The organism is Alkaliphilus hydrothermalis, assembly GCF_016908555.1.
GTDB classification, from domain to species: domain Bacteria; phylum Bacillota; class Clostridia; order Peptostreptococcales; family Natronincolaceae; genus Alkaliphilus; species Alkaliphilus hydrothermalis.
Genome location: NZ_JAFBEE010000004.1, coordinates 169,221 through 183,172, shown reverse-complemented (window position 1 = coordinate 183,172; position 13,952 = coordinate 169,221). Strand labels below are relative to the sequence as shown.

13 protein-coding genes are annotated in these 13,952 nt (G+C 34.9%); 7 read left to right on the top strand and 6 right to left on the bottom strand.

Annotated elements, in window-relative coordinates:
• Positions 1–337: 337 nt before the first annotated feature.
• The 3 genes from JOC73_RS04980 to JOC73_RS04970 are packed head-to-tail and all read right to left on the bottom strand — an operon-like array spanning position 338 to position 1,524.
• Entirely contained in the window at positions 338–724 is a 387-nt protein-coding gene (locus tag JOC73_RS04980) for a GNAT family N-acetyltransferase (protein WP_204400785.1), read from the bottom strand.
• Positions 725–735: 11 nt separating this feature from the next.
• Positions 736–942: a hypothetical protein gene (locus JOC73_RS04975; RefSeq protein WP_204400783.1), complete on the bottom strand. Its 207-nt coding sequence runs from the start codon at positions 940–942 to the stop codon at positions 736–738.
• 30 nt (positions 943–972) lie between these two features.
• Positions 973–1,524, bottom strand: a complete 552-nt coding sequence (locus tag JOC73_RS04970; RefSeq protein ID WP_204400781.1) for a TetR/AcrR family transcriptional regulator — start codon at positions 1,522–1,524, stop codon at positions 973–975.
• Positions 1,525–1,689: 165 nt separating this feature from the next.
• Here JOC73_RS04970 and JOC73_RS04965 point away from each other — a divergent pair, with 165 nt between their 5' ends.
• Complete coding sequence (locus tag JOC73_RS04965) at positions 1,690–1,995, top strand: hypothetical protein (RefSeq protein ID WP_204400778.1); 306 nt, start codon at positions 1,690–1,692, stop codon at positions 1,993–1,995.
• Between the two features lie 698 nt (positions 1,996–2,693).
• On the top strand, positions 2,694–3,128 hold the full coding sequence (locus tag JOC73_RS04960) for a DUF1801 domain-containing protein (protein ID WP_204400776.1): 435 nt from the start codon (positions 2,694–2,696) through the stop codon (positions 3,126–3,128).
• Positions 3,129–3,571: 443 nt separating this feature from the next.
• Here JOC73_RS04960 and JOC73_RS04955 read toward each other — a convergent pair whose 3' ends face one another.
• Positions 3,572–4,807 (bottom strand): MFS transporter, encoded by a 1,236-nt coding sequence (locus tag JOC73_RS04955; protein WP_204400773.1) that lies wholly within the window; start codon positions 4,805–4,807, stop codon positions 3,572–3,574.
• A 3-nt stretch (positions 4,808–4,810) separates the two neighbouring features.
• Positions 4,811–6,058, bottom strand: coding sequence for a glycosyltransferase (locus JOC73_RS04950; RefSeq protein WP_204400771.1), 1,248 nt, complete (start codon positions 6,056–6,058; stop codon positions 4,811–4,813).
• 120 nt (positions 6,059–6,178) lie between these two features.
• Between JOC73_RS04950 and JOC73_RS04945 the strand changes: the two genes are divergently transcribed.
• The 5 genes from JOC73_RS04945 to JOC73_RS04925 all read left to right on the top strand — a co-directional run bounded on the left by JOC73_RS04945 (position 6,179) and on the right by JOC73_RS04925 (position 11,133).
• A complete protein-coding gene (locus JOC73_RS04945) occupies positions 6,179–6,742 on the top strand; it encodes a TetR/AcrR family transcriptional regulator (protein WP_204400768.1) in 564 nt (187 codons plus the stop codon).
• A gap of 181 nt (positions 6,743–6,923) precedes the next feature.
• A complete protein-coding gene (locus JOC73_RS04940; protein ID WP_204400766.1) occupies positions 6,924–8,024 on the top strand; it encodes a plasmid pRiA4b ORF-3 family protein in 1,101 nt (366 codons plus the stop codon).
• A 244-nt stretch (positions 8,025–8,268) separates the two neighbouring features.
• Entirely contained in the window at positions 8,269–8,835 is a 567-nt protein-coding gene (locus JOC73_RS04935) for a class I SAM-dependent methyltransferase (RefSeq protein WP_204400763.1), read from the top strand.
• Between the two features lie 533 nt (positions 8,836–9,368).
• Entirely contained in the window at positions 9,369–9,986 is a 618-nt protein-coding gene (locus JOC73_RS04930) for an IS607 family transposase (RefSeq protein WP_204400761.1), read from the top strand.
• Positions 9,970–11,133: an RNA-guided endonuclease InsQ/TnpB family protein gene (locus JOC73_RS04925; protein ID WP_204400758.1), complete on the top strand. Its 1,164-nt coding sequence runs from the start codon at positions 9,970–9,972 to the stop codon at positions 11,131–11,133. Before JOC73_RS04930 ends, JOC73_RS04925 begins: the two co-directional genes overlap by 17 nt.
• Before the next feature lie 394 nt (positions 11,134–11,527).
• Here JOC73_RS04925 and JOC73_RS04920 read toward each other — a convergent pair whose 3' ends face one another.
• Positions 11,528–13,699 (bottom strand): heavy metal translocating P-type ATPase, encoded by a 2,172-nt coding sequence (locus tag JOC73_RS04920; RefSeq protein ID WP_204400756.1) that lies wholly within the window; start codon positions 13,697–13,699, stop codon positions 11,528–11,530.
• Positions 13,700–13,952: the final 253 nt, after the last annotated feature.

The following is a 13,952-nucleotide window of genomic DNA, read 5'->3' as shown; positions in this document are numbered from 1 at the left end:
TGTTATGTAAATGGTGAAGTGAAGAGCCGGATGCCTTAATAGGGCAAGTCCGGTTCTGTGAGGGGTTGGAATTGCAAGGTTCCAGCCTACTCGATCATGACATGCTAAAAGATGAGCTGGTATCAAAGATTTTGAAAGTTTTTGGCTTCATTGAAGTATTTCAAATATTTCCTCGGGTGTATATTTGACAAAAAACTGTACGCATATGTAGTAATATTTTAAAATTTAATTTGATGAAATAAATGTTTAAAGGTGTCAAGTACGAAAGTTAAGCTTTTGCTTAAGAGGATTTAAATAACTTTTTATCAAAAGTGCATGGCAACTATGGATCCAAAGTCTATAGTTGTTTCTCCATATAATACACTGTATCAAAACCTGCTGAATGTGTAAAATAGCCAGTATATACAGTCTGTATTACTTTAAAGCCGACTCTCTCGTATAATTTCTTAGCATCTGTATTTGTATTAACAACTGATAAAGATACTTTATCTCTTTTTCCTGTCTTAGTATAACTGAACGCTTCGTTAAGTAGCTTAGTTCCAATGCCATTTCCTTGAGCTTTTGAATCAACAATTAAAGGATCTATATGTATTTCGTTGTATTTTATTTTATTATGAAAAACCTTATAAATCATATATGCAATGATTCTCCATGAAGCACCACCAAACCCAGCCTTTAGAGTATCAAAATCTATGTTGACGAATCGTCCCTCTGCATCCTCCAAAGCTATAAACCCTAGAATATCTCCATCACAATTCGTCGCATAAAGCCTTTACTATAATCAATACTTTTGTAGAGAACCTTAGCAACTACCTCTACATTCTCGCTAAATATCCAGACTGAACTAAATTTTTTGCTAAAAGTAGTAGCAAACATGGTTGACACTTGATTTTTTTGCAAATCATTAATTGTCTTAGTTATTTGAATTGAATCTCTGTCCATAGGAACACCTCTTTGTATTTATTTTTCATATCAAGATTCAGAAAACCCAAACAGAATTGTGTCCAACAGCTGCTCGGAAGCATTGTTTCTTGCAAGATTACCTGAGTATATTTCCTGCCAGGTCAAAAAAAGTAAAGAATATATGGTACTAATAATCCATCTTGATGAAAATGTCGCCTTAATTACGCCAATAGACTTCCACTGATCAATCATTCTAATTAATGGTTCTTGAAGTGCACGTTCTCTTTTAACGACTTGGGGATTTTCATCAACTGAAGCTGCTATGCTCAAAAATGATATCTTGTTACCTAATGGTATGAGTAAATCAAAAATATCTTTTAAATTCCCTCTCATGTCATCTTCTCTAAAATTGAATCCTTCAAATGCTTCTTCTATCAGCTCGATTGCGTTTATTGCTAACGCATCTAAAAGGATTTCTCTTGTCTTAAAGTACCTATGCAAAGTCGCTATACCAATATTACAGTAGTCTGCTATTTCTTGTAATGTAGCTGTAGGTTTTAATGTAAGCATTTCTGCAGCATTGTTAAGAATTATTTGACGCTTTACTTCTTTACTACTCATTTGCATCACCTCCAACATAGTAAAATATATCAAATGATACATGAACATATCACTTGATATATTTTATAGCATTATATATTTATGTTAATGTCAAATAGCTTTTGAATAATTCTATGATTTAGTGATGAAAGTGTTAATGTGACAGGAGATAGTTCTTGAACTTACTTGGATGAGAAAGAAGTTTTTAGTAAGAGTCAAATCCAACACACTTTCTATATTCTACAAACTCACGAAACAACACCTCCAAAAAGAGCAACTGCAATCTTCAGGGATATCACATTCACTACGACGATTCACAGGCTTTACAGTATAGTTATAGCGTTCCTTATAGTATTGAATGAGGGTGTTGTAATTCCATATCTCATAAGAAATAACCTTTGGAAGGATATCCGTCTTGAAATTCTGATACTTAGGGGAATGAATATCGTCATGAGCCCATTGACCAAGGGAAATACATTTAGAAATAAATAGCAAAAGCCAACGAATTTGTTGATTTTGATATTGAATTATTAAAAGTAAATAGGATATAATTGAGTTCATAACAATGACACCTTTCTTTTTAGGAAATTTTTGTTGCCTAGGAACTTCATTTATAACCGAAAAAAGGGGGTCATTGTTTTTGTTTGCAAAAAAACTTTGAAAACCTTATAAAATAGATGTTTATTAGTTAAAAAGGAGTGTCTAACTTGACACTACCGAAGTGAAAATGGGGGGATAGGTAATGAGTTTTTACCCCGGTTACAGTACGATTTGCTATTTTATATAAAGGTTATGTTGTAACGCATGTGGAGTAGGTAGTATTGATGTCAAGGGTTTAAATCAGGGTGTCTGGAGAGCCCAGCATATAAGCCATTTGTGTGTTTTGACGTTCGAAAATGGAGAGAGAAATGCGGATTTTTTTGCTTCGTGGGAACATATCAAAATAGGCTTAAACCCTTGCGAGTGGTCGATTTAGATATCAGTGCTTGGCGAGAAGTCGATGTAGATGTTTTTGGTTTTTGGGTTGAAATAATATAAAAGATAGAATAATAGGCTAATCAACATATAAGAATAATGCTATAATGATAGTTAGCCGATAAAGAAATCATTGTCCGACGGACCATTGAATGTCAAAGTCATTATTGGGTTGATCATAAACCAGCATTAGCAAGTTGAAAGGAGGTGCTCATATGGCGGAATTAAAGACCAAACAGCACGATGCAGACGTTTTTGAGTTTATTAACAATTTTGCAAATACTGAGCAAAAAAGAGAGGATAGCTATGAACTTGTGAAGTTGATGCAAGAGGTTACAGGACAGCCACCAAAGATGTGGGGGCCTTCTATAATCGGATTCGGCAGCTATCATTATAAGTCAGAGCGTAGCAAGCAAGAAGGAGATTGGCCATTAGTTGGTTTTTCCCCAAGAAAAGCAGCCATATCGTTATATGTTTATTCGGGAAGCTCGGAGCATGAGTATTTGCTTGAAGACCTTGGCAAATATACTATCGGGAAGTCCTGCATCTATATCAAAAAGCTGGCGGATATAGATTTGGAAGCGCTAAAAAAAATCATGCGCGCCACTATCGATTTTCTAGAAGAGAAATATGGACGAAATCAGGTTTAATAGATAAAAGTTGCGAAAATGTAAAATAGCCTAATCGAGATTGAAAAGTTGAGAAGTAAGTATAGACATCAAACCTGCTAAAACACAGCATTTTAGCAGTATTCTTGAAAAATGGGAACGGTCCTCCGAATTTCACGTTGTGACATTAGTATTGATAACAAGAAAATAAAGTAGTGTGCTGGAAAAGGCTTGGTATAAGCCTTTTTCCGCGTTTTTGGGATAAAAACTGAAAACAGAAAAAAGATGATTTTTTGCTGTTAGGGAACATGTCGAAGATGCCATAAACCCCCTGTATAGAGCAGTTTAGATGTTTGTTGTTGCGTACAGAGTGGTTTAAATGTTAGAGTTATATGACTGATCAATTTGGATGTTATTGGAGTTAGCAGGTTTCTATGGTTAATTTTAGGAAAGTAGCAATGCAAAAATATAAACCATCTAAAACTTTATTCATATATACTATCCTCCCACTGTACTGTATAATCGAATTTTCTTGTCAATAAATAAGATAATACTCCAACAAAAAGCATTAGTATTCCCGCGTAAATCATCCAATGGCTAATTCCAATTACTTCAGTTACTGGTCCTGCAATAAACATACCAACAGGAGCTGCAAAACTCATAACACTTGTCACTAGGGATATGACTTTGCCCAAATTTTCCTGTGGTATTGTTTTTTGAATGTAGGCTGTATAAGGTATATTTGAGATCATACCGGTTGTACCCATAATAAAAACAACAATACAGAAAATCCAAAATCCACTTGCGGGGAGAAACCCACCTATCAGTGAACATATTCCTAGGAATAAAATTCCAAGAGAAATCATTAAAAATTGCTTTTTCATACCTCCTGTTACACCTATTACCATTGCTGATATTAACATTCCACTTGCGAATAAAGCTTGAATAATTCCGTTGTGTAAAGCGGTACCGTTAAAGTAATTTTTAACCATCAAAGGCAAAAGTGTTCCAAGTGGAACAAATATAATTGTTGAAATAAGTATAGGAATAGAGATTCTCATTAATGCTTCATTTGATTTTATAGCTTTGATTCCTTCCTTCATATCATTGATAACGTTCAACTTGCTACCTAAATTAACTCTGTGTTTTGAAATCTTTACTAAGGATAGTGTTATGATTGCTAAAGTGGCTCCGATAATATCTACTAGCATTACATATTGTAATGTTGCAATGCTCATTAAAAGTGCACCAAGCATTGGACCCATCATAGAACAGGCTGACTGCACCATTTGACCAAGTCCACCAGCTTTCGTAAGTTCGTTTTTTGGAACAAGCTGAGGTATTGCTGCTTGCATTGCTGGTCTATGAAATATTTCGCCTAAGGATCTTGTAAAAAGTACGACATAAACAAATATAATACTTGGTATACCCCAAAAGAAAGCTATAAAGAGTACTAGACTAGAAGTAGCAACTATAATATCGGCTATTATCATAATAGTTTTTCGATTATATCGGTCTATCCAAACTCCAGCAAAAGGACCTATAACTGCCTGTGGTAATAAACCAACAACACTTGCTATGGTCAATGCAAGAGCAGAACCTGTTTGAACTGTAATCCACCAGATAATTGAGAATTGAACTGCACTAGAACTAAGGAGTGAAAATGCCTGCCCTATATAAATAGTGAAAAAAGACTTCTGCCAGTTTTCTAACTTTTTCATAGACTACCTCCTAAGGCTATCTAAAATTACTTCTGCACAGTTCCTAGCACCATTTTCTGTAGCTATGTTTCTTGCTAAGGCCTTAGAATTATTAACAATTTTATCCTGAAGAGCAAAGTTTATTGAAGATGCAAGAATGTCAGAGGTAAGTGTTTTTATAGGAATAGGTTTTGCACCTACACCTAAATCATAAGATCTGTGAGCCCATGCATGTTGGTCATTGGCGAAAGGTATAATAATGCTGGGAACACCTGCTCTAAACCCAGCGGCAGTTGTTCCTGCGCCACCGTGATGACAAACTGCAGCAACTTTATCAAATAGCCATGTATGAGATATTCTATCAATAGCAAATATATTATTAGGTAGATTATCAAATTTTCCCATTCCGCAGATGATACCACGTCTACCACTCTTAGAAAGAGCATCTATTACTAATTTATATAAAGCTTCTTGTTGTTCTTCATGAAAAACACTACCAAACCCTATATATATAGGCTTATCACCATTGTTTAGAAAATCTAATAAATCTTTGGGAGGGGTATAATCGGTTTGTTCTTCCACGAACCAGTAGCCATATTGGTGAATGTTCTCATTCCAGTCTTTTGGTCTTTCAAATACAAAATTGCTACAGGAAATTACAGCTGGATGCTTCTGATCAGTATGACGTTCATATGGACGGCCAAAGCTCTTTGGAAGACTGCCAAATTCTTTTTTCCAAAATCTCTTTACTGAATCCTTTGATGCAAGCCAAAGCATCCCTTGTAGCATATGGTAGCTAATTATATTCTTAAACGGTGTAGATTTTACTCTACCATATTGAATAACAGAGGTCTGTTCCTTTGTTTTATGCATAGGAAATGGGGAAGCTAAAACGGATGGGATACCTAACTTTTCTGCGGCAAAATAGCCCAGAGTAAGGCCTGGGTGATAAATAATTAATTCGCTTCCAACGCAGGCAGCATAGAATTCATTCGTTATGCTAGCGCCGTATTTTTTCATTTTATTGAAGGTTAAAAGCATTTTTAAAGGATTATCCGCTGTTTGAGCCTCTCTAAGCATTTTCTCATCAACATTAAGAGATTTAAAATCAGCCTGAATAGGGTAAAAATCAATATCGTAGTTTCGCACAAAGCCCTCATAATCCCTCATTCCAGCTATACGTACATCCTTTCCAAGTTTTTTAAGCTCTTGTGCAAGGGCTATGTATGGCTGATAATCTCCTCTAGAACCTGAGCATAGAATTGTAATCATAATATTCGTCTTCCTCTTTTATTATCCGACAACTTGTTGTACAATAAAAGTATACTTGTGTTTGCACCAATCATCAACCGACAATAGGGAAACAATTGTCGGACTTAAGGAGATGAAAAAATGAAAAAAAGACCTGAGGTAACAGCACAGACTAGACAAAACCTAATAGATTCATTTTGGTCCTTGTACTGTGAGAAAAGGGTTGAAAAAATAACTGTAAAAGAAATCACTCAGAAGGCAGGTTATAATAGAGGAACCTTTTACGAGTATTTTACAGATATTTATGATGTTCTTGAGCAATTAGAAGCTTCATTGATACCTTCTTTGGATGAATTACCCCAATTTACTATACAGAATCAAACAATGGGTATGCCCCTTGATATGTTAATGAAAATATATGAGAAAAATAGTAAATACTATTCTGTTTTACTTGGGGATAATGGTGATCCTGCTTTTGCAAGCAAGCTTAAAAACTCAATAAAGCCTATTCTTAAAAAAGAACTCCTTAAATATAGTAAGTTAAGCCCTATAGAATTTGATTTCCTTTTAGAGTATATTCTTTCAGCAATGATTGGAATCATGAGTTATTGGTTTAGAAATGATAAAGAGTTATCAGCAGAGGATCTGATTACACTAATACAAGATCTAATGACAAATGGTGTTACAGATAGACTTCTCAAGTAACTTAATGAGTTAAAGGAGGCGAGACATTGAGTTCTTGGGAGAAAATTAAAGCTAATCTTTGGGCACACTCAGATTGATTGAGTGACGTAGCGGGTTTCTGTGACGACCTTATTAAAGATTAACATCATGCATTTAATGAATGATTCGATTGCAAGAATTTATTTGAAAGTGAGGATAAAATATGCAAATTGCATTAACTAAAAAATTGGCCACTGCTATAGGAATAAAACCACCACCTATTAATGAAGTTGCAAATCCACTGTTTACTTGGACAGCAAACTGGACTAAAGTTTGGGACAATCGAAGGACAGAGGATATGCTTGTTCTAGTGAACCATGCCACACGCTTTACTGTCGCAATTTATCAAGTTAAGCGAAATTCCCTTAAAAATGTAGCGGAAATGATGAGAGTAGCGATATCAAACACACTTCTTGCTATGAATTTAAACCCTGAGCTTGTTGCAGAATATATGCACCTGTCAGGTGAGGTGGAATTTGTTCAAAATAGCAGCAGACAGGCAGCAGCATGGGTAACAAAAGCTGGGACAGAATGTGCTTTTTATGTAGGCAATGAATATAACGGTATTGCAAAAATGTTTAGTGATACGGTTGGAGTCGCAGCAAACCGATTGATTGTCAATTATTCAGGTGCTAATAAAGAGGGATTCTATCCCTATCAGGCAATGATTAACGCACTTTCTGAAATGACTGGAAAGCAAGCATATAAATACCGTGCCTTTGAGTTACTGGTTACACTTGATTTGGACATATACAAGGCTGTACGTAAAATTATACTACCTGCCAATATAAAATTTGCACAATTACACAAGGTGTTACAGTCAGCATTTCATTGGAGGAACTGCCATCTATATGACTTTACTGTGTTTGAAAAGGAAAAAGGTAAGCTTGTTGCTAGAATTGTCCCTTTTGAAGAAGACTTAGAGTACGATGAAGAAGCAATCTTAATGGATGGGCTCACCTTGTCAGAATTTTTGACCCAGGATAGGAACATAATCTATACCTATGATATGGGAGACGAATGGAAACATGAAATTCAGCTTGTAAATGTAATCGATGAATGGGATAAGGAATCGCCATATTTGCTGGAGGCAAGTGGTCAAACACCTCCAGAAGATGTGGGAGGAGTACCAGGGTTTATAGATTTTCGTGAAGTTATGCTGAATACTAATCACCCAAGATTTAAAGCAACGAAAGAATGGGCAAGGTATTGGACTGTAGAGCTCAGTGAATGGAAAAAGCGTCCTAAGGTTATAAGTATATGAATTTAACGTGGGGTCGTTGGTGATCTGAGTAAGCCAAATAAACTATGAGATTTGATGGTACCTTCTTGTTAAAAATTAGTAGAGTTGTTCGAATGTAGCTGATGCATTTTTCTTAGTTATTAGAGAGACGGTTACAATAGATAGAAAAAATTGATTAAAAACGAAGTAATAAAGAGACATCGGTATTTGAACTGCAAATTAGTGTTGAAAAAATTTGAGTGCATATATTGGAAGGAAGATTAAAATGACAAAACCAGTGTACGATAAACACTATAAAAAGCAAAATTATTTTGGTGAACCCTATCCCGGTTTAGTGAAATTTTTTAAAGAGTATGAACCTAAATGTAATGTTTTAGATTTAGGATGCGGACAAGGTAGAGATGCATTGTTTTTAGGTAGATTAGGCTATAAAGTAAAAGGAATCGATATCTCCAGTGTTGGTCTTGATCAAATGAATCAAATAGCAAATGATGATAACTTGGATGTTATAGGAGAAGTTGGAGATGTATATACTTACCCGGTATCGACTGAGTATGATTTGATACTTCTTGATTCTATGCTGCATTTTTATAAGGGGGATCTGGAGGAAGAAACTAATTTTATTAAGCGTATAGCTTTAGAATTAAAAGTAGAAGGAGTATTAGCAAATTTTATGATTAAAGGGGCAAAGAGGGAAAAACATTTAAAGAGTGTCCTAAATGGTATTGGGATAGATTGGGAAGTGCTATGCGATGATTATACAGAATACCCAGAGTCAAACGCACAATTTCATATGTATATCATCAAGAAGATAACAGTTTCGAATCTATGAGGGGTATTTCTTACAGTTACAATAAGTCTATAAAACATTATAAAAACTAACTATTTTATAGACTTTAGCTGCGTATGTAGAGAAATCTGCATAGGACACAGATTTAATTGCAGGTAATACCTAAAGACTTACACCACAGTTATCCTGAAAAGAGATAATCAAGGTACGAAAGTAGAAAAAACGTAAGGATGGATATATGGTTAAAGCCTAAGTATCCATATACAATGGTTGTTCATGCAGGGAAGCTCCTAAGTCAAATGATATGGAGAACCTTCAACGACTAGGTAGAGATACCGTACACTACAAGCGATTGGTAGTGGAAAAGGTCTGCCCTTAGCACGTAATGGTGAAGGTGAAGAAATAGTCTTTGCACGTTCTTAAAGGAAGTGGCTATTATCGTGAGAGAAATAGCATCTATGAAGTAGCGTTCGTAGGTAAAAGAGTATAAACTTTATTAATCTTTTATAAAAACTTTATAAAAATTATTGACTTTAAGGTTTTATCATCCGATAATTATTATAGGAGGTGATACTTTGAAGAAATATTCGATTGGTCAATTTGCTAAAATTATAAATCGTTCACAACAAACTTTACGTAATTGGGACAATTCAGGGAAATTAAAGCCCGAGTATGTAGATCCTAAATCAGGTTATCGTTATTATACTGACAAGCAATTAAAAGAATATAATGGCGAAGTTAATAAAGATAACAAGATAGTAGTTGGTTATTGCAGAGTTTCAAGTAGTAAGCAAAAGGAAGCTTTGGAAAGACAAATTGAGAATGTTAGAACTTATTTAATTTCAAAAGGGTATCAATTTAAAATAATAACTGACACAGGTAGCGGTATAAATTATGACAAGAAAGGGTTAAATGAATTAATACAGCTAATTCTTCAAAATCAAATCAGTAAAGTGGTAGTTTTATACAAAGATAGATTAGTTAGATTTGGATACGAACTAATAAAAAATATCTGTGATTGCAAAAACGTTGAAATAGAAATCATAGATAACACTGAAAAGACTGAGGAAGAAGAAGTTGTGGAAGACTTAATCCAAATAATAACTGTGTTTAGTTGTAGGCTTCAAGGTAAGAGAGCAAATAAGACAAGAAAAATGATTAAGGAGCTTACCGAAGATGATACGAGCGATTAAAGTTAGATTATACCCTACTAAAGAGCAGGAAATATTAATGTTTAAAAGTGCAGGAGTAGCAAGGTTTTCTTATAATTGGGGATTAGCTTACTTAAATAATTATTATGAAGAAAACAAGAAATCCTTAGGAATAGGATATTTAAGAAAGATATTTACACAGCTTAGAAATACTGATGAATTCTCTTGGTTGAGGGAAGTATCATCAGAAATACCACAGCAAACCCTTAAAGATTTAGGAGAAGCTTTTGACAATTTTTTTCAAAAGAAAGGTGATTATCCTAGATTCAAAAAGAAAGGAAAATGTGAAACTTCATTCTTTCATCTTAATAACAAATTAGTTGTAAAAGACAACAAGGTAAAACTTGAGAAGATAGGTTATGTAAAGATTAAAGATGAGGGAAGACTTCCAGTAGGTAATTATAAAAAAGATAAGATAAAAGTAACCAATCCAAGAATAAAGCATAATGGACGTTATTGGTATTTATCTTTAGGTTTAGAAATTGAAAATAATGAACCAATAGAGCTTACTGGAGAAAGTATTGGAGTGGATTTAGGAATAAAAGAACTAGCTGTTGTAAGTAATATAGATACTCCTTTTAAAAACATTAATAAAACTAAGAAAGTTAAGAAATTAAATAAGAGACTAAAAAAATTCCAAAGGAAAGTTTCAAGAAAATATGATAATTTGAAAGAAGGCAAATCCTTTAAAAAAGGCGAGAAACTTAAGAAAACTCAAAATATCATAAAACTTGAAAAGGAAATGATGCTACTACATAAGAAAATATCTGACATACGTTTAAACCACATCCACCAAACAACAAATACTATAGTGAAAACCAAGCCTAGTAGAGTTGTAATGGAGACTTTGAATATTAAAGGCATGATGAAAAACAAGCATCTATCAAAAGCAATTGGAGAACAAGCATTCAATAAATTCATTAATACTTTGAAGTATAAATGTGAATTTAATGGTATCGAATTAGTAGAAGCTGATAGATTCTACCCATCCAGTAAAATGTGTTCATCATGTGGTAGTATTAAGAAAGACTTAAAACTCAAGGATAGAGTCTATAAATGTGAATGTGGTCTTGTGATAGATAGAGATAAGAACGCAAGTATTAATTTAGCAAATTATAAATCAGCATAAAATCACCTAAAAGATGATGCTGATATGTAGACATTGACGAGGTCGAATTTAAGCCTTTGGAGAGCCATACAAACTGTAGTAGCTTAGGCAAGGCAGGGTTCAATGAAAAAGGAAATAAGTTTTATAAATTTATAAAGTTTTTATAGTAAATTATAAAGTTTATACGTCAGTAAGTTATACCCCCTAAACTCAAAAGAGCATCCAAAGGGGACTAGCTCCCTATGTTTTTAAGCGTAGCAGTATCATCTCCCCAGTATTTGTCCTGCAAAATAGTCGATGATGACACCAAGATGATATTTGGTGAGTTCACTACCTTCACATACATAGTGCATTTATTCAGTTTGTCCCAGATCATGTTTTCTCATCTCATTAAAAGTTAATAAAATTCAGGCTTTTACTTTTGCTCCCTATAAAAATAAGTTGGTTGGTACTTTAACAATCTACTGGAGTTAATCACCACTCCGACAGTACTGGCATTATGTAAAATAGCTGCCCAAAAAGGTGAGATGATACTAGTTGCTCCTAGTAAGATGCCTAGGGCATTAATACCGATGGCAATACCATAACTTTGCTGAATTGTACTTAAGGTTTTTTTACTAATATCAATAGCTTCGATGATTTTTAATGGATTATCACCGGCTAAAACAATATCTGCACTTTCAATGGCAATATCAGTTCCTCCTGTTCCCATTGCAACCCCAACGTCAGCTAAGGCCAAGGCTGGTGAGTCATTGATGCCGTCCCCAACCATAAGGATTTTCCTGCCCTTTTCTTTTTCTAATTTTACAATGGCAGCCTTACCCTCAGGTAGTACATCACTAATAATCTTTTTGATATTCAACTGATTTGCAATGCCTAAGGCAGAGGTAGTCGTATCACCAGTGATCATTCCCACATCATGTATACCACGTTTTTCAAGCTCCTTAACAGTCTGAAGGCTTTCTTCTTTGATGGTGTCTTTAACGCCAATAAGTGCTATGAGCTGATTGTTTTGAGATAGATAGAGAATGGTTTCTCCATTTTCCTGCATTAAAATTTCAAGTTTATGACCTAGGGAAATATCTATATCATGGTCCATCATTAATTTACGGTTGCCTAAAAGGATATTTTGATTATCCATACCAGCAATAATTCCTTTACCAATCACTACGTCAATATGATCTGGAGTGTTGGGTTCTATGTCCATTTCCAGGGCTTTATTTACCACTGCTAAAGCAAGGGGATGACGATTTCCTTGTTCGCAACTGGCAGCTATATACATAGTTTCTTGGGTATCTAGCCAATCGGCTACAGGATAAACGGAAGTGACACTGGGTTTGCCTCTGGTTAAAGTGCCTGTCTTGTCAAAAAGCACAGTATCTATTTTGGCCATTCCCTCTAAATATTTACCACCTTTTATTAGAACTCCTCTTTTGGCTGCATTTCCCATTGCAGCAGCAAGGGCGGTGGGGGTTGCTAATCCAGCTGCACAGGGACAGGCTACGATTAAAATGGTCATGGCTCTTATCAGATTACCCGTGAATAGATATACAAGACCTGAGAGAAAAAATGACCAAGGTACCAGTTTTTCTGAATACTGATCAGCAACATTTTGGATTGGTGCCCTCGTGTTACTGGCCTCCTCAACCAGATGAATTATTCTAGAGATAGTCGTATCATCTCCAACTTTCTTTGCACAAACGTAAACTCTTCCTTGCTCAAGGATGGTGCCTGCAAATACAAGGCTATCGGCTTCTTTAAAGATGGGTACGGACTCGCCAGTAATCGGTGCTTGATTGACTAAAGCTTCTCCAGATATGATAATCCCATCGACAGGTATTTTTTCACCACTATGGATCACCACAATGTCATCTACATTTAGGTCTTTAGTCGCTATAGACACTTCTTTACCATCCAATAAAATCCAAGCTTTCTCTTCTGTACTATTCAGCATATCCCTGATGGCCTTTCTAGATCGATCAACTGTCATAGCTTCAAACAACTCGCTCACGCTGATCAACCATATTACAGCCAAGCCTGTGAGGGACTCTCTCATCCACAAGGACATTATGGTAGCCGTGGTAATTAAGAAATCGTTATTAAACTTCTTCTCTTTAACAAGACCATTAATCCCATGCCGGAAGAGGGGATAGCCTGTGGCGATGGTGGCAACGGCAGCGATGTTTATTGGTCCGAGACTTAATAAAGGCACGCCAAACAAGATGGTTTTTACAAAAGTATATGCCAGCACAATACCAGAAACGATGACTTGTCTTTTCTGATATTTGATGGGTAGCTCCTGAGGTATAGGCATAGATAATTCAACGGATGTTGAGGTGGGCTGTATAGAAATTTTCGTTAAATCTAAATCCATCACATATTGACTTATTTTTTTTACATCTACTAGTCCTGCATTATATTGTACTAAGATGTTATTGGTATGATGGGATACCTTCACATCTATGATTCCTTGAAGTTTTTTTAGACCTTCTTCTAAAGAAAATGCCATATGATGGTTATAGTTTATGTGTAGATCTTTTATCCTTAGCCTGCCTGGTATAGAAGAAAGTATTTGTAGATTTTTCATTGCGAAATTCTCCTTAAGTGATGTAATAGTCTATATTGTGCCATGAAACTAGCAAATATATTCTCAAATGATAAGTTGTAAGCCTAAAAATATTATAGAAATGATTATGTTAGAATATACAATACTTTGCAAATAATTCTGCGACTGAGCCCTTTGATTTAATCAGCAGGTTTTGGGGTTTTAAATAAGTTTAGATTTGCTAACAACATAAAAACATATGTTATAATAAATAAAACAAAAATGGGGGGGACGT

Coding starts and splice junctions, on each gene's coding strand:
- JOC73_RS04975 (WP_204400783.1), bottom strand. CDS start 942: ATGGACAGAGATTCAATTCAAATAACTAAGACAATTAATGATTTGCAA.
- JOC73_RS04970 (WP_204400781.1), bottom strand. CDS start 1,524: ATGAGTAGTAAAGAAGTAAAGCGTCAAATAATTCTTAACAATGCTGCA.
- JOC73_RS04960 (WP_204400776.1), top strand. CDS start 2,694: ATGGCGGAATTAAAGACCAAACAGCACGATGCAGACGTTTTTGAGTTT.
- JOC73_RS04955 (WP_204400773.1), bottom strand. CDS start 4,807: ATGAAAAAGTTAGAAAACTGGCAGAAGTCTTTTTTCACTATTTATATA.
- JOC73_RS04950 (WP_204400771.1), bottom strand. CDS start 6,058: ATGATTACAATTCTATGCTCAGGTTCTAGAGGAGATTATCAGCCATAC.
- JOC73_RS04945 (WP_204400768.1), top strand. CDS start 6,179: ATGAAAAAAAGACCTGAGGTAACAGCACAGACTAGACAAAACCTAATA.
- JOC73_RS04940 (WP_204400766.1), top strand. CDS start 6,924: ATGCAAATTGCATTAACTAAAAAATTGGCCACTGCTATAGGAATAAAA.
- JOC73_RS04935 (WP_204400763.1), top strand. CDS start 8,269: ATGACAAAACCAGTGTACGATAAACACTATAAAAAGCAAAATTATTTT.
- JOC73_RS04925 (WP_204400758.1), top strand. CDS start 9,970: ATGATACGAGCGATTAAAGTTAGATTATACCCTACTAAAGAGCAGGAA.
- JOC73_RS04920 (WP_204400756.1), bottom strand. CDS start 13,699: ATGAAAAATCTACAAATACTTTCTTCTATACCAGGCAGGCTAAGGATA.